This window comes from Mesorhizobium sp. M0909, from assembly GCF_040319515.1.
In the GTDB taxonomy this organism is placed as follows: Bacteria; Pseudomonadota; Alphaproteobacteria; order Rhizobiales; family Rhizobiaceae; genus Mesorhizobium.
In genome coordinates, this window is record NZ_JAMYOA010000020.1 from 78,425 (window position 1) to 100,551 (window position 22,127).

The window sequence follows — 22,127 nt, forward strand, 5'->3', positions numbered from 1 at the left end:
AAAACAGGAACTTAAGCGCGTCGCATGAGGCCGGTCGAGCGCGACGCGCTTTAAGCGTGGCGCCGGTTCACCGTGCCCGGCCTTCCGGCGATCGAAAGCCGCGTGTCCTGCCGGCTGCGCTCGGCCACCACCTTGCCCCTGGCAATGACGCAGAGACGCTCTGGGCGCAGCCGCAGCGCCTCGACTGGGTTGCCGGCATCGAGAACGACCAGGCTGGCGCGCTTGCCGACCGCCAGGCCAAGGTGGTCGAGGCCCATGATGGCAGCATTGACGTTGGTGACCATGTCGAAGCAGCGCGCCATCTCGGCCGGGCTCGACATCTGGGCGACATGCAGGCCCATGAAGGCGACGTCGAGCATGTCTGCGGTGCCCAGCGAATACCAGGGGTCGAGCACGCAATCCTGGCCCCAGCCGACGCGGATGCCGTGCGCCAGCATCTCCTTGACCCGCGTCAGGCCGCGGCGCTTGGGAAAGGTGTCGTGGCGGCCCTGCAGCATGATGTTGATCAGCGGATTGGGGATCGCCGAAACGCCGGCCTCGGCAATCAGCGGCAATAGCTTCGAAACGTAGTAATTATCCATCGAATGCATCGATGTCAGGTGCGAGCCGGCCACTCTGCCCTGCAACCCGAGCCGCTGCGTCTCATAGGCCAACTGCTCGATGTGGCGCGATAGCGGATCGTCGGTCTCGTCGCAATGCAAGTCGACCATCAGGCCGCGTTTGGCCGCGATCTCGCAGAGCTCGGTGACGGAGCGCGTGCCGTCGGCCATTGTGCGCTCGAAATGCGGAATGCCGCCGACTACATCGACGCCTATGTCGAGCGCCCGGATGGTGTTGCTGCGCGCCGTCGGCGAGCGATAGAAACCGTCCTGCGGGAAGGCGACCAATTGCAGGTCGATATAGGGGGCAACGGCCTTCTTCACGTCGAGCAGCGCTTCGACCGCCAGCAGGCGGTCGTCGCAAACATCGACATGGGTTCGGATCGCGAGCAGGCCCATCGACACCGCCCAGTCGCAATAGGCAAGCGCACGGTCGCGCACCGTCTCATGGGTCAGAAGCGGCTTCAGCTCGCCCCAAAGCGAGATGCCTTCGAGCAACGTGCCAGAGACATTGATGCGCGGAATGCCGAGCGAAAGCGTTGCGTCCATATGGAAATGCGGATCGACGAAAGGCGGCGAGACCAGATTGCCACGGGCATCGATCGCCGTGCCGGCGCTGACGTTCAGCTCGGGCTCTATCGCTGCGATCGTTTCGCCGACGATGCCGATATCGGCGATCCTGCCGTCGGGCAGCGTGCCGCCGCGCACCACAAGGTCGAAATCCATCTATCGCCACCTCGTTCAAAAAAGGCATTTCTTTCCATGCAGCGTGCTACCGCAAGGCGGAACCTTCAGGCGCGGCCTTCCCTTCTCCCCTTGTGGGAGAAGGTGGCCGAGCGAAGCTCGGTCGGATGAGGGGTGTTCCAGCTTGGCATCCCCTGCACTCCGTCCAGCACCCCTCAACCGTCTCGGCGCTGCGCGCCGATCCACCTTCTCCCACAAGGGGGGAAGGAAAGGCCCTATTCCGGCACGTACCGCACCGCCCCCTTGGCGGCACTTGTCGCCATCGCCGCATAGGCGCGCAAGGCCGTCGTCACCTTGCGCTTGCGCTTCTCCTCGGGCTTCCAGGCAGTTGGTCCCTTCGCCTCCATCGCCGCACGACGGGCGGCGAGCTCCGCGTCGCCGACAGCAAGCCTGATGGTGCGGTTGGGGATGTCGATCTCGATCGTGTCGCCTTCCCTGACCAGCCCGATCAGCCCGCCTTCAGCCGCTTCCGGCGAGACGTGGCCGATCGACAGGCCGGAGGTGCCGCCGGAAAAACGACCGTCGGTGATCAGTGCGCAGGCTTTGCCGAGGCCCTTCGATTTGAGATAGCTGGTCGGATAGAGCATTTCCTGCATGCCGGGGCCGCCGCGCGGGCCTTCATAACGGATAACGACGACATCGCCAGCCTTGATCTCGTTCGACAGGATTGCCTTGACGCTGGCGTCCTGGCTTTCGAACACTCTTGCCGGGCCGGTGAATTTCAGGATCGATTCATCGACGCCGGCCGTCTTCACGATGCAACCGTCGAGCGCGAGATTGCCTTTCAGCACGGCAAGGCCGCCATCCCTTGAGAAAGGATGTTCGGCCGAGCGGATGACGCCCGTCTCGCGATCGAGATCGAGATCGTCCCAGCGGCGGTCCTGGCTGAAGGCGACCTGCGTCGGCACGCCGCCGGGTGCCGCGAGGAAGAAGTCGCGGACATTCTGGCTTGACGTGCGGGAGATATCCCAGTGGTCGAGCGCTTCGCCGAGGCTTGCGGTGTGCACCGTCGGCAGGTCGCGGTTGATCAGCCCAGCGCTATCCAGCTGGCCGAGGATCGCCATTATGCCGCCGGCGCGGTGGACGTCCTCCATGTGGACGTCGGCCTTGGCTGGCGCCACCTTGCACAGCACCGGCACCCGCCGCGATAGCCGGTCGATGTCCTCCATTGTGAAGTCGACCTCGCCCTCATGTGCCGCGGCGAGGATGTGCAGCACGGTGTTGGTCGAGCCGCCCATGGCGATATCGAGCGTCATGGCGTTCTCGAAAGCGCCCTTCGACGCGATGCTGCGCGGTAGCGCGGTGTCGTCGTCCTGCTCGTAATAGCGCTGGGCGAGATCGACGATCAGATGGCCGGCCTCGACGAACAGGCGCTTGCGGTCGGCATGCGTCGCCAGCGTCGAGCCGTTGCCGGGCAGCGACAGGCCGAGCGCCTCGGTGAGGCAATTCATCGAATTGGCGGTGAACATGCCCGAGCACGAGCCGCAGGTCGGACAGGCCGATCGCTCGATGATCTTGACGTCCTCGTCGGACACCTTGTCGTCAGCGGCCGCGACCATGGCGTCGACCAGGTCAAGCGCCTGGCTCTTGCCGGCGAGCACCACCTTGCCGGCCTCCATCGGTCCGCCGGAGACGAAGACGGTCGGGATGTTGAGGCGCAGCGACGCCATCAGCATGCCCGGCGTGATCTTGTCGCAATTCGAGATGCAGACCATGGCGTCGGCGCAATGCGCGTTGACCATGTATTCGACCGAGTCGGCGATCAATTCTCGCGACGGCAGCGAATAGAGCATGCCGTCATGGCCCATGGCGATGCCGTCGTCGACGGCTATGGTGTTGAATTCCTTGGCGACGCCGCCGGCCTTTTCGATCTCGCGGGCAACCAGCTGGCCTAGGTCCTTCAGATGGACATGGCCGGGCACGAACTGGGTGAAGGAATTGACCACGGCGATGATCGGTTTGCCGAAATCCGAATCCTTCATGCCGGTGGCGCGCCACAGGCCGCGGGCGCCGGCCATGTTGCGGCCATGGGTGGTGGTGCGGGAACGGTAGGCGGGCATTGAACTGTCCTTGCTGTCTGCTCGCGCCGCACAGGCGCGGAAAACCGGAATTGAGCCGCAGGCCTTATAGACGCCAAGCTCTGGTCTGGCCACAATTTTGCGCTGCGCCAGGGTGCCGAACGAGCGCCAGCCAAAGACGCAGCCGGTCCAGGCCGTAAAAAAGTCAGAGGTGCTGTCGGATCGGGTTTCGCCCGAGCGTCCTTGGGCAGACGGCGGGGCCGGGCATCAATCGCCAGCCGGCCGTTTTGCGAGTGAAAACAAAGCCAAAACCAGTCCGAGGAGCAAGAGAATGCAAAAGATCACCCCCTGCCTGTGGTTCGACGACCAGGCCGAGGAGGCCATGAACCATTACATCTCCATCTTCAAGAATTCGAAGGTGCTGAGCGTGATGCGCTGGCCCAAGGGCAGCGGCGATAATGAGGGCAAGGTGCTGATGGTCTCATTCGAGCTCGACGGCGTTCAGTTCCAGGCGCTCAACGGCGGGCCGCAATTCAAGTTCACCCAGGCAGTCTCGCTCTCTATCGACTGTAAGACGCAGGAAGAGGTCGACTATTTTTGGGACAGGCTCATCGCGGGCGGTGGCGAGCCCAGCCAGTGCAGCTGGCTGAAGGACAAGTTCGGCCTCTCCTGGCAGGTCGTTCCCGAGCAGTTGCCCAAGCTGCTACTGAACCCCGACAGGGAAAAGGCCGGCCGCGTGATGCAGGCGATGATGCAGATGAGCAAGATCGACATCGCCAAGATCGAAGAGGCTGCCAGGGGGTGAACATCGTCCAAGTCGGCGCTGCCCCTCATCGCCCTGCCGGGCACTTCTCCCCGCAAGTGACGGGGAGAAGGGGCTAGCCGCCGCCCTTGGCGCCGTTTCTGCAACGCTGGCGATTGGCGAAACGGTCCATGAGAGCGCCCCTATCCCCGTCACCTACGGGAGAGAATGCCGGCAGGTGAGGGGCAGCGCAAACGCCCGGACAGTTAGATGGCGAAATTCAACCTGAAGCGATTGCCCTCTGAAGCGATTGCTCTTGAGATAGCGCATCAGGCCGCTCTGTCGCGGACCTGATAATCCTTTACCGCCGCAAAGCGGATCGCCTTCCAGCGCTCGGCCTCATAGTTGAGCGAGAAGGCGTGCTGGGCGAGGAACACCGGATCGTTGTCGAGGTCGCGGGCAATGTCGCCGCGATGCGCCTCGATGAAGCGCTGGAGCTCGGCCCTGTCGTCGGCCGAGATCCAGCGGCAGACCGAAAAGCGCGACATCTCGAAATCGACCGGCAGCGTGTATTCGAAGTTCAGGCGCTCCTTCAGGACGTCGAGCTGCAGGGCGCCGACGACGCCGACGATGGCCGGCGAGCCATCCTCCGGCGAGAACAATTGCACGACGCCTTCCTCGGCCATCTGGTGCAGCGCCTCCTTGAGCTTCTTGGCCTTCATCGCGTCGCCGAGGCGGACGCGGCGCAGGATTTCCGGCGCGAAATTCGGCACGCCGCGAAACAGGATCTCCTCGCCTTCGGTCAGCGTGTCGCCGATGCGCAGCGTGCCGTGGTTGGGAATACCGACGACATCGCCGGCAAACGCCTCGTCGGCGGTGACGCGGGTGCGGGCGAAGAAGAATTGCGGCGCCGACAGGCTCATCGGCTTCCCCGTGCGCACCAGCTTGGCCTTCATGCCGCGCTCGAGCTTACCGGAGCAGACGCGGACGAAAGCGATACGGTCGCGGTGGTTGGGGTCCATATTGGCCTGGATCTTGAAGACGAAGGAGGTCATCTTGTCCTCGGTCGCCTCGACCTTGCGCGTGTCGGCCTCCTGCGCGCGCGGCGGCGGCCCATAGGCGCCGAGCGCCTCGATCAGGTCGCGCACGCCGTAATTGCGCAGCGCCGAGCCGAAATAGACCGGTGTCAGATGGCCTTCGCGAAAGGCTTCCAGATCGAGCGGGCGGCAGGCCTCGCGCGCCAGCTCCAGCTCCTCGATGAAAGCCTCCCGGTCGTTCTCCGGCAAGAGACCGGCGACACGGTTGGAATCGGGGCCGTTGACCGGCGTGCGCTCCTTTTCAGCGTCGCCCTTGCGCACAGCATTCAGCGCCAGATGGTAGGTCCCGCAAAAGGTCTTGCCGCGGCCGATCGGCCAGGTGATCGGTGCGGTATCAAGCGCCAGCTTCTGCTCGATCTCGTCGAGGATGTCGAACGGGTCGCGGCTTTCTCGGTCCATCTTGTTGACGAAGGTGATGATCGGGATATCGCGCAACCGGCAGACCTCGAACAGTTTCAACGTGCGCGGCTCGATGCCCTTGGCGGCGTCGATGACCATCACCGCGCTGTCGACCGCCGACAGCGTGCGATAAGTGTCGTCGGCGAAATCCTCGTGGCCGGGCGTGTCGAGCAGGTTGAAGACAGTGTCCTCATATTCGAAGGTCATCACCGAGGTGACCACCGAAATGCCGCGCTCGCGTTCGATCTTCATCCAGTCGGACCGGGTCTGGATGCGGTCCTTCTTGGCCTTGACCTCGCCGGCAAGCTGGATCGCACCGCCGAACAAAAGCAGCTTTTCGGTGAGCGTCGTCTTGCCGGCGTCGGGGTGAGCAATGATCGCGAAAGTGCGGCGGCGCGATACCGCTTGTTCGATGTATTCAGCCAATTTCATGGAATCCTGTCTGTGGCGCGGGCTTTTAGCAGCGCTTTCTCTGCCTGTCGACGGTTTTGGGCTAATGGGCTCGGCCGAAGGGACATGCCGGTTTGTCGTTGCGACCGAATAGGACCCTGTCCTAGCGAGCCAACGGCACAGATTGCGGCTGTTCAGATGAGAAGATACTCTCCCGCTATGTCCACGCTACCATGATTTGCTTCTGGTAAGGGTGGCTGGTGGCCGACGCCCCTGCCGCCGAGCCAGGTAATCGACTGGATCTCCGAGCGGTTTATGCCGACGTCGCGCAACAGGTAGTCCGGCAGTTCGTAAAGCAATGCGCGGTCACGCCGGATGCGGATGATGCGGGCTAAGGCGCGTGGAACGGCGAGCCACATTTCGACGATTGCGGCGACGAACCGCGAACTATCGGGATGATCGGCGATTAAATCCGGCTCTGTATGTCCGATCAGCATGGCAATATTTCCTGTGGTTCGAGGGATGGGAGACACGGTTCCGAGATGTCGGCCGCGGAATGTTGGGAGAGCCATGCAATGGCCCTCCTGGGCGCTGCGTAACACCAGTCAAGACATGTCGTGTTCGCAGCTCACATAAGGGTTCCAGTCGGCGAACATGCCGGCCGGATTGTGCCGCCAGTGCCAGACGTGAAGCTCGTAGTAGGGGTCCACGGGATGAACGCCCACCGTCGTCTTGCGCTGGAGAGTGCGTCCGAGAAACTCGGGAACACCCTTGCCCTTCCAGTCCTTCTCGAAGACTATATATTCCATGCCAACGAGCTGCATGGAGCCGTCGGGCTCAGGTTCGTAGGTCAGCACGTCCGGCTCGCCGAGCACCAGCTTGCCGTCACCGGCACGACCGGGATGGATGAAGTGTACACCCATCGTGCCGTGCTCGTCATGTGTCGTGCATTCGAACAACTGCTGGTAACCGTCGGCTTTGGCGACCTCGATGCTGAGGTATTTGGCCGCCATCTCCCGCGACCGGTTGAGGACCGGGTCAGGTATGTCATGAGCATCCGCCGCGCCGCAGAAGAATGCCGAGATTGCCACGGCGAGCACAATATCTGAAAAGAGCTTCACGATCCGTCCCTCCCTGCTAGGCCTGAGCGTAGGCGGTCGTTGGATCGAACAGGCGCTTCACCTGCGTGATCTTTGTGGCCGGGAAGCCGCTCATCTTGGCATGGCGCTGGATGATCGCTTCGTCCTTCGCGAGGTAGACGCAGAACGTTTTGTCATCCGCAACGAACGACTCCACCCACTGAATCTCCGGGCCGAGTTCGGCAAGAACCGCGTTCGAAGCCTTGGATGCCTCGCGAAGCTGCTCTCGCTCGAAAGTGCCGACCTTCGGAATATCCCTTTCAATGATGTACTTATGCATTTTCCTAGTTTCCTTGTGTTGGGTTCAAATGTCGCCGGACGGCCGGTCGCTGCCGATGACATCCCCGGGGCTGCTGAGCTAAAATGCTCCTTGGCCGGCCAGGCGCATGGAGAATGACAGGAGGGCGGCCAACAGTCCTTACGCCGCTCTTATCTTCTTCTGATCCTTTGCCCATTGTCGTAGGAGGAATGCTGCCGATGGGGATGTATTGCTTCGGTGACTTCGAGCTGAACGAGGAAGCTCGCGGTCTTCGTCTCGCCGGCAGGGAGATCGAGGCGCAACCTCTGGTCTTCGATTTCCTCGCCATTCTTCTGCGCCATCGGAGCCGGGCTTTGAGCAAGGAAGAGTTGCTCGAAACGCTGTGGCCGGGCGTCACGGTGACCGAAGCCTCGCTGCAGCGTGTTGCCAGCCTGGCTCGCAGCATCCTTCGCCAGGGCGGCATGGAAACAGCACTGCGCAACCTGCCGCGGTTCGGCTACCGGATGTGTCTCGATCCGCCAGCCGTTTCGGAACGAGCGCCGGTTCTCCCTGATCCGTCGACTGCGCATTCGAGCGCTAGCTTGCAGATCTTGGCCGCGCGGGCGGCTGCTTCGGCCAGGAAATGGTATGAGGCCGCGGCTTTGTTCGCCGAAGCGGACACTGCCGACGAGCTGGTCACCGCCGACCTCGAGGAATGGGCGCTGGCTCTGGAATGCATGGGGCGGCCGGCCGAAGCCATCCCGCCGCTGACGCGTGCCGTGCGGGCATACAGCATTGCTGGGCAAGGTTCGCGGGCCGCTGCTCCGGCAATCACACTTGCGCGGATCCACCTAGAGCGAGGAGAGCTTGCCGTCGCCAAGGGCTGGCATCAGCGCGCGGCAGCATTGATCGGCACCGCCACCGATAGCCGGGAGCACGGCCTTTGGTGTTGGATGGGGTCGCGGATCAAGGCAGCGGACGCGGAACCGGAACAGGCGCTGGCGTTTGCCGAGCAGGCCTGCGTTGTCGGCAAACACCTGGAAGATCCGGTCGTGGAGTCGCTCGGCCTTGTCTATCGCGGTTTTTTCAAGCTTTGTCTTGGCGACACCCAATCCGGACTGGAAGATCAGGACGCCGCCGCCGCCCTCGGTTTGTCCAGCGACGTCGATCCGGTGGTCGGCGGAATTCTCTATTGCAACGTCCTTTGGGCCTGCCGAAATTTCGGCGACTGGTCGAGAGCAAACCAGTGGACCCTCGGTTACGAGAATTGGTGCAGGGGCCACGGGCTAGAGGATCTGTCGGGCTCGTGCCGGTTGCATCGGGCCGAGGTGCTCGGCGTGCACGGCACGCTGAAGGAAGCGGAAGCATTGGTGCGCACCGCCCTCAACCAACTTGCGCTCGATGCGCCTTGGGCGATGGGCGACGCGTTGCGTGTGTTAGGCGACATCCATCTTGCGGCAGGGGACCTCACCGAGGCGGAAGCTGCGTATCGTGGCGCCCATGCGGTCGGCTGGGACCCTCAGCCGGGCCTTGCATTGCTGCAGCTCGAGCAAGGACAGGCAGAAGCCGCGTTCAGCGCTCTCGAGCGGTCCCTGATCGGGTCCGCCTGGCCGACCTTGCAGCGTCGGGGTTTGATTCTCGCCACTCTGGCAAAGGTGGCGGCACGAACGGATCGACTGGAGCGCGCGAAGCAGGTCATCGCCGAACTGGAAACCCAGCCACAGCGCTGGCCGATGGCATCTATCCGGGCGCTCACCTCGGAAGCCAAGGCCGAGCTTTTCATACGGGAAGGCCGCTTGGCCGAGGCCATTGGAGAACTGCAAGTTGCATACTCGCGCTGGAATGAGATCGGTTCGGCGGTTAATGCCGCCGACGCCCGGCTCTCGCTTGCGGCTTTGCTCATTCAACTGGGTGATCGCACCGGCGCAGAATTGGAACTTGGCACCGTGCTGACGGTCGCAAGGAAAGTCGATTCGTCACGGCTTATGCGCCGATACGAAACCTTGAAGGCGCTGCTCGGCGGCACAAATAGAGAGGCACCCGCGTAAGAAGCTACGGCGGCGTGATAACGTCACGCCGGTTCGGCGGCATGGCTCTCGAAGGCTATCTCGGGAATCCACTCGGCAATGGCGGTACCGATCCTGTCGGCATGGTCCTCCTGCAGATAATGCGCGCCGGGTCCGAGATCGATCAATCGGCAGTTCTTCAGGCCGGCTGCGAATTCCCGTGCCGCCTGCGGCGAGACGAGGGCGCCCGGATCGCCTGAGAAAAGCAGCTTCGGGTAGGAGGAGAGCCGGAGCGCCCGATGGTCGTTCTCACTGATGGCGGCGACATCGGCGGGCTGGCCTTCGATCGGCAGGTCGCGCGGCAGCCTCAGGATCGGCTTTCGCGATCGCGGTGTCGGGAACGGCGCCCGATAAGCTGCCATTTCAGCATCGCTCATCGTGCGCAGAACCGAGGCCGGCAGCACCTTTTCGACGAAAACATTGTCTTCCAGAACAAGCTTCTCACCGATGCCCGGCGTGCGCATTGCCTTGAACAATTCGCGCGCCTGCGGACGCTGGTGGAAATCGTCCCAGCTCTCGAAGGGGCGGATGAATTCCATGAAGGCGAGGCCGAGGATCTGCTGCGGCCGCCGGGCGGCGAGATGGAAGGCGAGCGCGGTGCCCCAGTCCTGCGCGACGACCACCAGTTCGGTGATGCCAAGCGTCTCGATGAAGGCGTCGAGATAGCGGACGTGGTCGAAGAAGCGATAGTCGATGTCCGGCTTGCCGGATTGGCCATAGCCGATCAGGTCGGGCGCGATGCAGCGGCCGAATAGCGCCACATGCGGGATGATGTCGCGCCAGATGTAGGACGACGTCGGGTTGCCGTGCAGGAAGAGTACTGTCGGGCCAGCCGTGCCTGCCTCGATATAGGAGATGGTGGAATCGAGTACCGCGACTTGCGAGCGCGGCAACATTCTGCGCTTTTCGAGTTTCGGGTTCATCGGATCAGCTCCTTTTTGCGAAGACTGTTTTGAAGACGATGTTCTTGAAACGCTCGAGCGGTTCGGGACTGCGCTCCACCTTCATGCGGAGCATCGCGCCTTGCCAGGAACTCAAAAGGAAATCGGCGAGATCCTCGGCATCGAACGCGTCGGTGATATCGCCGGCCGCCTGGCCCTCGGCGATGCATTCGGCAAAGGGCTTGCGCCAGCGTTCGAAAATGGCGACGAGTTGCAGCCTCAGCGCCTCACTGTGAGCTGCCGTCTCGAGGCTGAGATTACCGATCATGCAGCCCCGTGCCCAATCATGCGCCTCCAGTTTCGACGTGATGATTTCGAGATAGCGGCGCAAGCGCCCGACCGGAGGCGTGCCGTCCCGGGCGAGGGCCTGCTCCACCAAACCGCTCACATAGGCGAAATAGCGGTCCAGCACCTCGCCGGTGAACGCCTCCTTGGATGCAAAATGATTGGTGAAGGACCCCGGACGGGCATCGGCCGCGGCGACGATGTCGCGTACGCCGGCGGCCGAATAGCCGGAACTCCAGATGGTTCTGCAACCGGCGTCGAGAAGCTTTTCGCGAAGTGAATGTCTAGCCATGCCGGTATAATACGTACGTACGTATTAAAGTCAAGAGGCATATTTTATACCGCGCGCTCTTGGCAGAACCCACGGGCAATGGCATCGCAGTGGCGGCGTTGGAACGAGGAGTGAAGCATGGCAGCGGCGAAACAAGTCATCGTCATCGGCGCCGGCATCATCGGCGCGTCCATCGCCTGGCACCTGACCAGAGCCGGAGCAAAGGTGACGGTCATTGCCGGCAGCGGCGCCGGCGGCGCCGCGACACCGAATTCCTTTGCCTGGATTAACGCCAGCTGGGGTAATCCGCAGCCTTACTTCCGGCTACGGACTCGATCGATGGCCGAATGGACGCGACTGGCGAACGAGGTGCCCGGCCTTCCGTTGCAATGGTGCGGTGGCCTGTGCTGGGACCTGCCCGCGGCCGAACTGGAAGCCTATGCCGCCGAACATTCCTCATGGGGCTATGGCATCGAGCGTGTCGACCGCGCCGCCGCAGCACGCATCGAGCCAAACCTGACCGAGCTTCCCTACTTCGCCCTTTATGTCGCCAAGGAAGGTGTCGCCGAGCCGGTCGCCGCCACGCAAGCGTTGCTGACCGACGCCGAACGACGCGACGCGCGGCTGCTGACGGGAGTTACCGCGACCGCGCTTGTGCAGGCTAGTGGCAGGATAGCCGGCGTCGATACATCCGGCGGGCGGATTGCTGCCGACGAGGTGGTGATCGCGGCCGGAGCCGGCTCTCCGGCACTAGCGGCAACAGCCGGGATAGAACTCCCGATCGAAACGCCGCCCGGCCTGATCGTGCATTCGCGCCCCACCGAAAAGCTGCTCAACGGGCTGGTGATCGGCGACCGCCTGCATATGCGCCAGACAGCGGAAGGCCGCGTCATCGCCGGCTCGGATTTCGGCGGCGCCGATCCCGGCATGGATGCCGCGGCCACCGCCCGCGACCTGTTTGCAGCGATGAAGGCGATGCTGCGCGGCGCGGATGGGCTGGAACTCGATTTCCACACCGTTGGCTACCGGCCGACGCCGGTCGATGGCTTTCCCATCATAGGCCGCGCCGAAGGCACGGGCGGCGTCTACGTCGCCGTTATGCATTCCGGCATCACGCTGGCGCCGGCCGTCGGCCTGTTCGCCGCCCGCGAAATCCTCGACGGCGAGCGCGATCCGCTGCTTGATCCCTACGGGCTGGTGCGGTTTACTCAATAACCGGGCGGGCGGCGAAAGCCGCCGGCCAGCGGCTCGATTGCGCTGGCGATCCCGAGCAGGCGCGACTCCGACCAGCGTTTGCCAACAAGCTGTAGTCCGATGGGCAGGCCGTCGCGATCCTGTCCGCAGGGCAGCGACAGTGCCGGATGGCCGCTGTAGTTGAACACCGCGCCATAGGCCGGCAGCATCCAGTAGCTTTGCTTCTCGCCGTCGACCTCGATCGGCGTTCCCGGCTCGCAATGCGGGAAGGCGGTGACCATGGCGACCGGGCACAGCAAGGCGTCGCAACCGTCGAAGAACCGTTCCCATGCCAGGATGGAGCGGTCGCGGCGGGCGAGCGCCTCGAACCAGCGCGAGACCGGCGTCGGATTCTCCGGTGGTTCGGGCTGCGCCGCCTCCAGCATCATGCCGATCAGGACGCCGCCCTGCTTCAGGTCGTCGTGCAGGTCGAGCTCCGGCAATTCGGCTTCCTCGACGATGGCGCCCGCAGCCTGAAGCTCTTTTGCCAGACTTTCGACCGCCGCGCTGATCTCGCCGGCCACTGGAAAGCCCGGAAAGGACGGCGCGACGGCAATGCGCAAATTTTTGAGGTCAAGCTCCGGCATGGTTTCGACCGGTACCGGCGCAAGGTCGGTATCGCTTCCATCCGGCCCGGCAATGAGGCCGTAGATGAGCGCCAGGTCCTCGACGCTGCGCGCCAGCGGTCCGAGGCAGGACATCAGCCGCACGCTGCGCGGCGCCCCGCCTGGATCGGGAAAGGCGCCGGCGAGCGAGACGCGGTGCTCGGTCGGCTTGAGGCCGTAGACGCCACAAAAGGCGGCCGGCAGCCGGATCGAATCCTGCATGTCGGTGCCGACCTCGAACGGCGTCATTCCGGTGCTGAGCGCCGCCGCCGCACCGCCACTGGAGCCGCCGGCGGTGCGCTGGAGATCCCAGGGATTGCCGGTGCGGCCGAATAGCGGATTGCTCGACTGCCAGTCGCCCAGCATCGTCGCCACGTTCGTCTTGCCCACCAGTATGCCGCCTGCCGCCTTTAGCCGGACAACGACCGAACTGTCTGCCCTCGGGGCATAGTCGGCGAAGGCCGGGAAGCCGACGGTGGTTCTCATGCCAGCGGTTTCGTGCGTGTCCTTCAGTGTGAACGGCAGGCCATGCAGCGGCCCAAGTGCCTCGCCGCGCGCCTGCGCTTCGTCGGCTTTCTTCGCTCGAGCGCGAGCCCCCTCCCTGTCGAGCGTGACGACGGCATTGGCCGCCTCATTGTGCCTGTCGATCTGCGCCAGATGCTCGTCCAGCACTTCTATTGCGGAAACCGTACGGTCGCGGATGGCCGCGGCCAGTTTGGTGGTCGAGGAAAAGACGATATCCATCATGACCGCTCCGGGCTATCGCGTCGCGCTCCTCAAAATGGTGGATTGCGGCGCGGCTTCAAGCCTGGCTCGGCATTTCGACGACGGCGGCGCTTGATCGGGATTGCGCTGCCGGGATGTTTTGAGGGGGCGCTGTACCGCGGCCTCGCCGCGATCGGCACCTCTACGGCTTACCGTCCCCGGTTATGCGTCCGTTCGTAGAGCTCACGGATGATGCCGCTTGCCGTGGTCTCGAACAGAAACGGCAAGAAAGCATGAATGAGCGCGGCAAAGGCCGCCATGAACAATCGCGACGAGAACCATGCGGCGAAAGCCATATGGCCGAAATAGCTCTCGCCGACCGCGGCCGGGTGAGAGGTGAAAAGTCTTGCGAGCCGTGCTGTCATGTCGATCCCTCCTGCCGGCATGAAGAGCCAGCGATGAATATCCTGCCACGGCTATCAGGTTCATCGGTCTCAAATTGTCCTTGTCTAAAGCCAAATTTTGGGACAAACATCCCACATGATGGCGGAAATCGACGAAATTGACCGGAGATTGCTGGCCGAGCTGCAACGCGACGGCACGCTGTCCGTCGACCAGCTCTCGGCAAGAATATCGCTGTCGCGCAATGCCTGCTGGCGCCGGGTCAAGCGGCTGGAGGAAGACGGCATCATTACCGGTCGGGTGGCGCTGGTCGACGCCGACAAGCTCGGACTCGGCCTTTCGGTGTTCATCCTGATCCGCACCTCGAACCACGATCCCGACTGGCTGCAAAGATTCCGGGCGGCGGTGACCGGCTTTGCCGAGATCACCGGCGCCTACCGCATGTCCGGCGATCTCGACTATGTGCTGCGCGCCCGCGTCGCCGACGTGAAGGCCTATGACCGGCTCTACCAGCGGCTGATCGCCAAGGTGGCGCTGTCGGACGTTTCGGCCTCTTTCGTCATGGAGGAGATCAAGGAGACCACGGTCGTTCCGATGGAACTGCGCTGAGGCGGAACTGCGCTGAAAGAAAGCCGTTGATAGCATTGCCGCCGAGTTGACTGAACCAGCGTTCGCGACGATAGGATCAGCCTTATGCGCGCAGCACCTTATCCTACCTCCGTCATCGGTCCGGCTGTCGGTTTCGTCAGGCTGCCGCATGGCGAGGGCTTGCCGCTTCCCGCCTATGAGAGCTCGGGCGCTGCCGGCATGGACCTGCGCGCCGCCGTCCCCGACGACAGGCCGCTTTTGATCCTGCCGGGAAAGCGCGCGCTGGTGCCGACCGGGCTGGTCCTGGAAATTCCGGAGGGCGTCGAAGGCCAGGTCCGGCCGCGTTCGGGCCTCGCTTTCAAGCACGGGCTCACCTGCCTCAACACGCCGGGCACCATCGACAGCGACTATCGCGGCGAGGTCAAGGTGCTGCTGATCAATCTCGGCGACGAGGATTTCGCGGTGACGCGCGGCATGCGGATCGCCCAGATCGTTTTCGCCCCGGTAACGCAGGCGACCGTCGAGGAGCGCACATTGGCCGGCGGCACAGCGCGCGGCTCGGGCGGCTTCGGATCGACCGGCACTGTTTGATGAAAATACCCAAACTCGTCATCTTCGATTGCGACGGGGTCTTGGTCGATACCGAGAACCTGGCCAATCGGCGCCTCGCCGAATGGTTGACCGCGGCAGGCTTTCCGGCCAGCTTCGAATATTGCCGGAGGAATTTCTCCGGCCGCAGCATGGTCTCGGTGCAGAAGGAAGTCGAGGCGACCGGCGTCAGCCTTGGCGCCGATTTTGTCGAGCGCTGGAACGCCGGCCTGCCGGACCTGTTCGCACATGGCGTCGAGGCCATCCCCTACGTTCGCGAGTTCATCGAAACCGTGCACGCCGCCGGCATCGCCACCTGCGTCGCCTCGTCGGCACGGGTGTCGAAAATGCACATCACACTCGGCCAGACCGGGCTGCTGCCGCTGTTCGAGCATGCGCTGTTCAGCTCGACCATGGTCTCGCGCGGCAAGCCGTTCCCCGACCTCTTCCTGCATGCGGCAGCGACGATGGGCTTCGCGCCCGCCGACTGCATCGTCATTGAGGACAGCGTCGCCGGGACGACAGCCGGCATCGCCGCCGGCATGCGCGTCTATTCCTACCACGGCGACCCGCTTTCCGACCGCGATGGACTGATCGAAGCTGGCGGCATCCTGTTCGATGACATGCGTGAACTGGCCGGGCTGGTGCCGATCCACTGACCGGCAGGCTGCATGCGCATCCGGTCTCAGACCGGGCGTGGGGCTCCAAGTACTCGGTCGACCGTGTCGCGTATGAGAGTGCGCAGCTTGGCCGGCCTGTCGAGATGACTGACGACAAGGAGGCCGTCGGCCGCCACCGTTAGCGCGTCCGCTGTGCGGTCCGGATCGGGATTTGCGTCCGCGATCAGCAGATCCCTGAGGATACCCCACTTCCAGTGACGATGCTGATCGATCGCCTGGCGAACCGGGCTGCTGGGATCCGGATATTCAGCGGCGGCATTCTGAAACGGGCAGCCGCGGTAGCCCGGCTGATCTGCCGCATCGGCGATGAGATCGAATATCGCAAGAATCGTCTGCCGAGGTGGCCGCCGCCCAAGCTTCGCGATTGCCGCCCGTCCTCCCTTGCTGAGCTCCTCGACGTAGGCGCGGACCAGATCGTCCTTGGCCGCGAAATGATGATAGAACGTGGCCTTGGCAACGCCGGCCTCGGCGATGATGCGGTCGATGCCGACTGCGCGCACCCCCTCCAGAGAAAACAGCGCGGTCGCCGTATCGAGGATGCGACGACGCGCAAGACTTTCGGGACGATCGTTGATTCGGGCTGCGGACATGCCTTGACTATATAGCAGACAGGTCTGTATACATCCATATGTAGACAGACAGGTCTACCTACTAATGAAGGAAAGGCGAACATGGCTTCGATAGTCAGGGAAATCATCGTAGATGCTTCACCGGAAAGCGTATGGGCGACGGTCGGCGACTTCGCCGGCGGCGCCCAACGGATAGCCCCAGGCGTTTTCGTCGACTGCAGGGTGGATGAGGACGACGTACGGGCCCTTACTTTCGCCGACGGCAAGATTGTGCGAGAGCGGCTCATCGCCCGCGACGAGCAGAGCCGGCGCATCGTGTGGGGATGGCTCGGCGATGAGGTCACCCACGATAACACCTCCATGCAGGTCTTTGCCGAGGGCGAGGGCCGGAGCCGCCTGGTCTGGATCCATGACACTCTGCCGGACGAACTCGGCGCGTGGCTCGCAGCCGCCATGGATCAGCTGGTGCCGGTTTTCCAGCAGACCCTGGCGACCGAAGCCAAACCAACATAGCGAGGCAACGCCAGGTGTTTCCTCTTGGCCGCAAAATGCTCTAGCTTGCGCGCGCCCGACATAACGAGCGCGCGCATGGCCTTCTCGCTGGTTCGTTTCATCCTTGCCTGCCTGCTGCTGCCTTGTCTTTGGACGACGGCCAGCGCCGAGGCCGTCAGTTTCCCGGAGCTCGGCAGCGCCGTCCCCGGCCACGGCGATGTCACCTATCTCGACCTCGCCAGGATGGTCATTCCCGATCTGGCCGCGGACAAGGACGGCTTTTTCCGGGGTTCGACGCCGATCGAGATGCGCCACATCGCTGGTCCGGACTACGACGGCTCCCCGCCGGCGACGTCGGGTCTTTCCAACGCCGGCGTGCTCGGCATCAAGGCCGGCGGCAAGGAGCGGCTGACCATGCTGTTCGACCTTGGCGACTCGCCTGACAGCGCCGAGGGCTATGCCGTGCTGGCACTCTATGACATCACCGGCAAGCCGGCGCTGCTCGACGCGGTCAATGTCGCCGTCGACCGCATCACCTATCTTCGCGATCCGGGCAAGCTGCCGATCGGGCCTGGTGACGACGCTATCATCAGCATGAGCATGCATTTCAATTCGAGCCAGGGCTATGGGATCACGCCGCTGATCATGGTCCGCAACGACAGGTTCGAGCTGATCGACATGATCTACACGTTCGACGAAAACCTCTGCACTCATAGGAGGACACAGAATGCGGCGTTCCAGGTGATCGCCGACGGCCAGCCTTATGCAGCCATCAAGGTCACAGTGACCGACGCGACGCTACCGGGAGAAGAAAGCTGCGACGGCCAGCCGCCGCCAGAGGCGTCTTCGCGCGACATTTCCGTCACCTATCATTGGAACAAAAATGCTTCGCGCTACGTCAAGGATTCCGATGCGCTGGACCGATTGGCAGATGATAACGCCAAACGCTTCTGAGCCAACCGCATTTGTTTGCCCGGCGCCTTCCGCCGGGCTAGAATTTGCCTCACATTCTGCACTGGAGGGGAGCATCCATGGACAAGGGTAAGATTTTTCGCGACCTGCATGCCTCGATCTTCGTCATGGCCAATTCCTGGGACGTCGGGACGACCAAGCTCTTGGCTTCGTTCGGCTTCAAGGCGCTGGCCACGACCAGCGCCGGCTTTGCCTTTTCGCGCGGCCTGCCCGATGGTGCGGTGACGTTCGAGGCGATGATCCATCATTGCCGTGAAGTGTCGGCGGCGACCGGGCTGCCGGTTTCGGCCGATCTCGAAAAGGGCAAGGGCGACAGCGCAACAAGTGCCGGCGAGACCATCTTCGCCGCCGAGGCGGCTGGCCTCGCCGGCTGCTCGATCGAGGACCATACTGGCGAGCCCGACAAGCCGATCTATGATTTTGCGCATGCCGTCGAGCGCGTCGCGGCGGCGGCAGAATCGGCACGGGCACTGAAACGCGATTTCGTCTTCACCGCGCGGGCCGAGAATTTCCTGTGGGGCAAGCCCGATCTTGACGATACGATCAAGCGGCTGCAGGCCTTCGAGAAGGCCGGCGCCGACGTGCTCTATGCACCGGGGCTGGGCGACATCGAGATGGTTCGAACCGTCTGCTCGGCGCTGACCAAGCCGGTCAACGTCATGGCCAGGCCCGGCTTCACCATCGCCGACCTGGCCACGGCGGGGGTAAAGCGGGTCTCGCTCGGTCCATGGCTCACCAATTTCGCCTTCGGCATGCTGGAGACCGCGGCGCGCGAGATCCAGCAGGATGGCACCTTCGGCTTCACCCGCGCCGCCATGCCGTTCGGCAAGCTGCAGGCGCTGTTTGCCAAATCTTCAGCCTAGGTCGGGCCCAGCGAATGACCCTCACCGTCGTCGACATGCACACCGGCGGCGAGCCGCTGCGGATCGTCACCGGCGGCTACCCCGACATTCCCAAGGGCACGATCCTCGAAAAGCGTGCCTATGTGCGCGACCATCTCGATCATCTCAGAAAGATCCTGATGTTCGAGCCGCGCGGCCATTATGACATGTATGGCGCGCTGCTGGTGGAGCCCGACCTGCCGGGCGCCGACCTCGCGGTGCTGTTCATGCACAATGAGGGCTATTCGACGATGTGCGGCCACGCCATCGTCGCGCTCGGCCGATACGCCGTCGACGAGCGGCTGGTGGCGCCACGCGAGCCGCTGACGACCGTCAACATCGAGGCGCCATGCGGGCTGATCTCGGCTGCGGTCGAGGTGAGGGATGGCAAGGCCGGTGCGGTGTCCTTCGAAAGCGTGCCGGCGTTTCTGTTCGCCCGCGACCGGCGGATCGAGCTGCCGGGCTATGGTCCGGTCGGCTTTGACATCGCCTATGGCGGCGCCTTCTATGCGCTCGCCGACTGCCGCCAGTTCGGGCTGGAATTCGGCAGGAACCGGGTGCGCGATTTCGTCGATGCAGCGACCGCGCTGACCGATAAGCTCAAGGCCGAATTGCCGCTGTCGCATCCCGACCATGCAGATCTCGCCTTTCTCTACGGCACCATCCTGACCGACGGACAGGATGCGTTCTCCGATACGCCGACCAAAAACATCTGCGTTTTCGCCGAAGCCGAGGTCGACCGTTCGCCGACCGGCTCGGGCGTCACCGCGCGGCTGGCGGCAATGCACGCCAAAGGCCAGATCGAGATTGGCCGGACGCGGCTGTTCGAGAGCATCGCCGGCTCGCGCTTTTCCGGCGCGGTCGCACGCACGGCCACAGCCGGGCCGCATGATGCCATCATCGCCCGCGTCGGCGGCCGCGCCTATTACTCAGGACGGGCCGAATTCATCGTCGAGGACGATGATGAACTGGGCAGGGGTTTCCTGCTGCGCTAGCTCGCTTCCCGCGCCGAGATCGCCTTGTGCAGATGCACCATCATGGCGGCGGCGAACAGCGGCGTCAAAAGATTGAGCAGCGGCACGGCCAGGAAAGCGGCGACGACCAGCCCGGCCAGGAATACGGTGACCGCGTGCTTTCTGCGCAGCGCCCTGGCCTCGGCCTCCGGGCGAAAGCGCATGGTGGCGAACTCGAAGAACTCGCGCCCGAGCAGATAACCGTTAACGATGAAAAAAGCGGCGATGTTGATGCCCGGCACCAGCAGAAGCAGCAGAGCGATGATGTTGCCGAGGATGACGACGCCGAAGAACCTGATCGCCAGCACCAGCGAGCGCAGCGCCGGCACGGCGCGGCCGGGCGGATCGTTGGGATAGTCGGTGCGCTCGACCACTTCGGCGACGTCGTCAAGGAACAGGCCGGCGATGATCGCCGTCACCGGCGCGATAAAAAGCGCCAGCCCCAGCGCAAGGCCGACGCCGGCGACAACGGCGCCCAGCCATCCGGCCCAGGAGGGAAGGGCGGGCAGCCATGCATCGATCCACGGCCAGGCCAGCCATTCGAACAGGCTCTTTATTCCGAACCACAGCGCCGCCAGTGCCAGCAAGGTCAGCCCCAGTGTCTTCACGAACACGGAACGGAATTCGGGCGAGAATAGCCGGCTCAAGGCGGCGCGGGCGGCATCGAGGATCACGGCGTTTCCAATTCCCTGTCAAACATGCCCGTGGCTGATATCTCCGAATAGGCGGAGACCGCCCAAGTCGCAAGCGCGGCTTCCTTCCGGCGATTCCCGCCGCGACACCGAACAGCTTGCGCATGGTCGCCGGTTCATGGCGGGTGATCAGGGCGGTCAGCAAGAAGGTGAAGATCGGCGAGGTCGCATTCAGGATCGTGGCCAGCCCGGCATCCAGCGAGCGCTCGGCCCAAGCGATCAGCGTGAACGGCACGACGCTGTTCAGGCATGCCTGGAATGCAAACCGGCGCCAGCTTGCGGCATCACCCGGCAAGGCCAGCCCGCGCCAGCGGATCAAGGCGAACAGGATGCCACCCGCGATCAGGGTTCGCGCGGCGATCAGCGTTACCGGCGGGATCGTCGCGACGCCGATCTTGATGAAGCTGTAGGATGCGCCCCACAGCACCGCCAATACGACGAGCAGCACCAGCTCGATCCTGGTGTCGGTTTTCATGGACATGGCCGGCTGGAACCTCTGGGCATCGCTCATCTCAGCGATGCTTGTAAGCCAGGCCCGCGGGAAATGCTTCGGCCGCCATCCAACGATGGTCGCTATGCTGACATTCGTCGGATCGCCGCTAGGCAAAGCCGCATCAAACCGCTAGACCCGCCCGCGCCCGGCGTGGCAGAAAGCCGGTGGCTTTTGGCGGAGACATGAATTGATGCCGGAATATGACGTGCTTTGTATCGGAAATGCCATCGTCGACATCATCGCCCAGTGCGACGAGGCGTTCCTGGAGACCAACGGCATCATCAAGGGCGCCATGAATTTGATCGACACGAAGCGCGCCGAACTGCTCTACAGCCGCATGGGCCCGGCCATTGAAGCCTCGGGCGGCAGCGCCGGCAACACGGCGGCGGGCGTTGCCTCCTTCGGCGGTCGCGCCGCCTTCTTCGGCAAGGTCTCCAACGACGCGCTCGGCGAAATCTACGCGCATGACATCCATGCCCAGGGCGTCGCCTTCGACACAAAGCCGCTCAACGGCGAACCGCCGACGGCGCGCTCGATGATCTTCGTCACGCCGGACGGCGAGCGCTCGATGAACACCTATCTCGGCGCTTGCGTCGAACTCGGCCCGGAGGACGTCGAGGCCGACAAGGCGTCGGGCGCCGCGGTCACCTATTTCGAGGGCTATCTGTGGGATCCGCCGCGCGCCAAGGAAGCGATCCGGCAGACGGCGAAACTCGCCCATGCCGCCGGGCGCGAAGTGTCGATGACCCTGTCGGACTCGTTCTGCGTCGACCGCTACCGCGACGAGTTCCTCGATCTGATGCGCTCCGGCACCGTCGACATCGTCTTTGCCAACAGCCACGAGATCAAGTCGCTCTACCAGACCGCGTCCTTCGACGAGGCGCTGGCGCAGATCCGCAAGGATTGCAAGATCGCCGCCGTCACCCGCTCGGAAAAGGGCTCGGTGATCGTGCGCGGCGACGAGACCGTCACCATCGAGGCGACCAGGATCCGCGAGCTGGTCGACACCACCGGCGCCGGCGACCTCTACGCCGCCGGCTTCCTCTACGGCTACACGCAAGGCCGCGGCCTGAAGCAGTGCGGCGACCTCGGCTCGCTGGCGGCCGGGCTGGTCATCCAGCAGATCGGCCCAAGGCCAAGGCAGAATTTGCGCCACGAGGCCGAACAGGCGGGGTTGCTATAGCTAGCAGCACCTCTTCCCCTTCTCCCCTTGTGGGCCTGTTGCGTAATTCGCTGATTGTGATTCTCTGAGACGAAGCTCGGAGGGAATCGCGATGGCAGTGAA

Annotated in this window: 23 protein-coding genes and 1 pseudogene; 11 read left to right on the forward strand and 13 right to left on the reverse strand. The window is 63.7% G+C overall.

Going from position 1 to position 22,127, the window contains the following annotated elements; all coding sequences use genetic code 11:
- Window positions 1-50: 50 nt before the first annotated feature.
- Together NKH83_RS25445 and ilvD are read right to left on the reverse strand one after the other, a co-directional pair.
- Window positions 51-1,325, reverse strand: a complete 1,275-nt coding sequence (locus tag NKH83_RS25445) for an amidohydrolase family protein (RefSeq protein WP_352808018.1) — start codon at window positions 1,323-1,325, stop codon at window positions 51-53.
- 233 nt (window positions 1,326-1,558) lie between these two features.
- A complete protein-coding gene (ilvD, locus tag NKH83_RS25450; protein WP_352808019.1) occupies window positions 1,559-3,403 on the reverse strand; it encodes a dihydroxy-acid dehydratase in 1,845 nt (614 codons plus the stop codon).
- Between the two features lie 289 nt (window positions 3,404-3,692).
- Here ilvD and NKH83_RS25455 point away from each other — a divergent pair, with 289 nt between their 5' ends.
- Complete coding sequence (locus tag NKH83_RS25455) at window positions 3,693-4,166, forward strand: VOC family protein (protein WP_352808020.1); 474 nt, start codon at window positions 3,693-3,695, stop codon at window positions 4,164-4,166.
- A 266-nt stretch (window positions 4,167-4,432) separates the two neighbouring features.
- Here NKH83_RS25455 and NKH83_RS25460 read toward each other — a convergent pair whose 3' ends face one another.
- From NKH83_RS25460 to NKH83_RS25475, 4 genes are all read right to left on the reverse strand, one after another.
- Window positions 4,433-6,031, reverse strand: coding sequence for a peptide chain release factor 3 (locus NKH83_RS25460; protein WP_502895621.1), 1,599 nt, complete (start codon window positions 6,029-6,031; stop codon window positions 4,433-4,435).
- Between the two features lie 152 nt (window positions 6,032-6,183).
- On the reverse strand, window positions 6,184-6,486 hold the full coding sequence (locus tag NKH83_RS25465; protein ID WP_352479869.1) for a YjiS-like domain-containing protein: 303 nt from the start codon (window positions 6,484-6,486) through the stop codon (window positions 6,184-6,186).
- 108 nt (window positions 6,487-6,594) lie between these two features.
- Window positions 6,595-7,110 (reverse strand): hypothetical protein, encoded by a 516-nt coding sequence (locus NKH83_RS25470; RefSeq protein WP_352479870.1) that lies wholly within the window; start codon window positions 7,108-7,110, stop codon window positions 6,595-6,597.
- 16 nt (window positions 7,111-7,126) lie between these two features.
- Window positions 7,127-7,408 carry a DUF4242 domain-containing protein gene (locus NKH83_RS25475; RefSeq protein ID WP_254816139.1) on the reverse strand — a complete coding sequence of 94 codons (282 nt, stop codon included), beginning with the start codon at window positions 7,406-7,408 and terminating at the stop codon, window positions 7,127-7,129.
- A gap of 83 nt (window positions 7,409-7,491) precedes the next feature.
- Between NKH83_RS25475 and NKH83_RS25480 the strand changes: the two genes are divergently transcribed.
- The gene (locus tag NKH83_RS25480) at window positions 7,492-9,414 is read left to right on the forward strand and encodes a winged helix-turn-helix domain-containing protein (protein ID WP_352808022.1); all 1,923 of its coding nucleotides are present in this window, start codon (window positions 7,492-7,494) and stop codon (window positions 9,412-9,414) included.
- A gap of 23 nt (window positions 9,415-9,437) precedes the next feature.
- Here NKH83_RS25480 and NKH83_RS25485 read toward each other — a convergent pair whose 3' ends face one another.
- Together NKH83_RS25485 and NKH83_RS25490 are read right to left on the reverse strand one after the other, a co-directional pair.
- Entirely contained in the window at window positions 9,438-10,355 is a 918-nt protein-coding gene (locus tag NKH83_RS25485; protein ID WP_352808023.1) for a haloalkane dehalogenase, read from the reverse strand.
- A gap of 4 nt (window positions 10,356-10,359) precedes the next feature.
- Window positions 10,360-10,950: a TetR/AcrR family transcriptional regulator gene (locus NKH83_RS25490; protein WP_352808024.1), complete on the reverse strand. Its 591-nt coding sequence runs from the start codon at window positions 10,948-10,950 to the stop codon at window positions 10,360-10,362.
- Between the two features lie 117 nt (window positions 10,951-11,067).
- On the opposite strand from NKH83_RS25490, the gene NKH83_RS25495 reads away from it, so the two are divergent.
- Window positions 11,068-12,144: an NAD(P)/FAD-dependent oxidoreductase gene (locus NKH83_RS25495; RefSeq protein ID WP_352808025.1), complete on the forward strand. Its 1,077-nt coding sequence runs from the start codon at window positions 11,068-11,070 to the stop codon at window positions 12,142-12,144.
- Here NKH83_RS25495 and NKH83_RS25500 read toward each other — a convergent pair.
- Window positions 12,138-13,511, reverse strand: a complete 1,374-nt coding sequence (locus NKH83_RS25500; protein ID WP_352808031.1) for an amidase — start codon at window positions 13,509-13,511, stop codon at window positions 12,138-12,140. The genes NKH83_RS25495 and NKH83_RS25500 overlap by 7 nt on opposite strands.
- Window positions 13,512-13,681: 170 nt before the next feature.
- Complete coding sequence (locus NKH83_RS25505; protein ID WP_023717932.1) at window positions 13,682-13,897, reverse strand: DUF6356 family protein; 216 nt, start codon at window positions 13,895-13,897, stop codon at window positions 13,682-13,684.
- 115 nt (window positions 13,898-14,012) lie between these two features.
- Here NKH83_RS25505 and NKH83_RS25510 point away from each other — a divergent pair, with 115 nt between their 5' ends.
- The 3 genes from NKH83_RS25510 to NKH83_RS25520 all read left to right on the forward strand — a co-directional run bounded on the left by NKH83_RS25510 (window position 14,013) and on the right by NKH83_RS25520 (window position 15,709).
- On the forward strand, window positions 14,013-14,483 hold the full coding sequence (locus NKH83_RS25510) for an Lrp/AsnC family transcriptional regulator (RefSeq protein WP_352808026.1): 471 nt from the start codon (window positions 14,013-14,015) through the stop codon (window positions 14,481-14,483).
- Window positions 14,484-14,567: 84 nt separating this feature from the next.
- Window positions 14,568-15,053 (forward strand): dUTP diphosphatase, encoded by a 486-nt coding sequence (dut, locus tag NKH83_RS25515; RefSeq protein WP_352808027.1) that lies wholly within the window; start codon window positions 14,568-14,570, stop codon window positions 15,051-15,053.
- Window positions 15,053-15,709, forward strand: a complete 657-nt coding sequence (locus tag NKH83_RS25520) for an HAD family hydrolase (protein ID WP_352808028.1) — start codon at window positions 15,053-15,055, stop codon at window positions 15,707-15,709. The genes dut and NKH83_RS25520 overlap by 1 nt, the downstream gene beginning before the upstream one ends.
- A gap of 26 nt (window positions 15,710-15,735) precedes the next feature.
- On the opposite strand, the gene NKH83_RS25525 is transcribed toward NKH83_RS25520, so the two are convergent.
- A complete protein-coding gene (locus NKH83_RS25525; protein WP_352808029.1) occupies window positions 15,736-16,320 on the reverse strand; it encodes a TetR/AcrR family transcriptional regulator in 585 nt (194 codons plus the stop codon).
- A gap of 81 nt (window positions 16,321-16,401) precedes the next feature.
- Here NKH83_RS25525 and NKH83_RS25530 point away from each other — a divergent pair, with 81 nt between their 5' ends.
- The 4 genes from NKH83_RS25530 to NKH83_RS25545 all read left to right on the forward strand — a co-directional run bounded on the left by NKH83_RS25530 (window position 16,402) and on the right by NKH83_RS25545 (window position 19,639).
- On the forward strand, window positions 16,402-16,812 hold the full coding sequence (locus NKH83_RS25530; RefSeq protein ID WP_254816146.1) for an SRPBCC family protein: 411 nt from the start codon (window positions 16,402-16,404) through the stop codon (window positions 16,810-16,812).
- A 75-nt stretch (window positions 16,813-16,887) separates the two neighbouring features.
- Window positions 16,888-17,745, forward strand: a complete 858-nt coding sequence (locus NKH83_RS25535; RefSeq protein WP_352808030.1) for a hypothetical protein — start codon at window positions 16,888-16,890, stop codon at window positions 17,743-17,745.
- Between the two features lie 77 nt (window positions 17,746-17,822).
- Window positions 17,823-18,626, forward strand: coding sequence for an isocitrate lyase/PEP mutase family protein (locus NKH83_RS25540; protein ID WP_352479879.1), 804 nt, complete (start codon window positions 17,823-17,825; stop codon window positions 18,624-18,626).
- A gap of 14 nt (window positions 18,627-18,640) precedes the next feature.
- On the forward strand, window positions 18,641-19,639 hold the full coding sequence (locus tag NKH83_RS25545) for a proline racemase family protein (RefSeq protein ID WP_352479880.1): 999 nt from the start codon (window positions 18,641-18,643) through the stop codon (window positions 19,637-19,639).
- Here NKH83_RS25545 and NKH83_RS25550 read toward each other — a convergent pair.
- Window positions 19,636-20,331 (reverse strand): sulfate transporter family protein, encoded by a 696-nt coding sequence (locus NKH83_RS25550; protein WP_352479881.1) that lies wholly within the window; start codon window positions 20,329-20,331, stop codon window positions 19,636-19,638. The genes NKH83_RS25545 and NKH83_RS25550 overlap by 4 nt on opposite strands.
- Before the next feature lie 85 nt (window positions 20,332-20,416).
- Window positions 20,417-20,824: pseudogene (locus NKH83_RS25555) on the reverse strand (DMT family transporter); the annotation flags it as partial.
- A 208-nt stretch (window positions 20,825-21,032) separates the two neighbouring features.
- Here NKH83_RS25555 and NKH83_RS25560 point away from each other — a divergent pair.
- Window positions 21,033-22,025: an adenosine kinase gene (locus NKH83_RS25560; RefSeq protein ID WP_352479882.1), complete on the forward strand. Its 993-nt coding sequence runs from the start codon at window positions 21,033-21,035 to the stop codon at window positions 22,023-22,025.
- The last annotated feature ends 102 nt before the right edge of the window (window positions 22,026-22,127 follow it).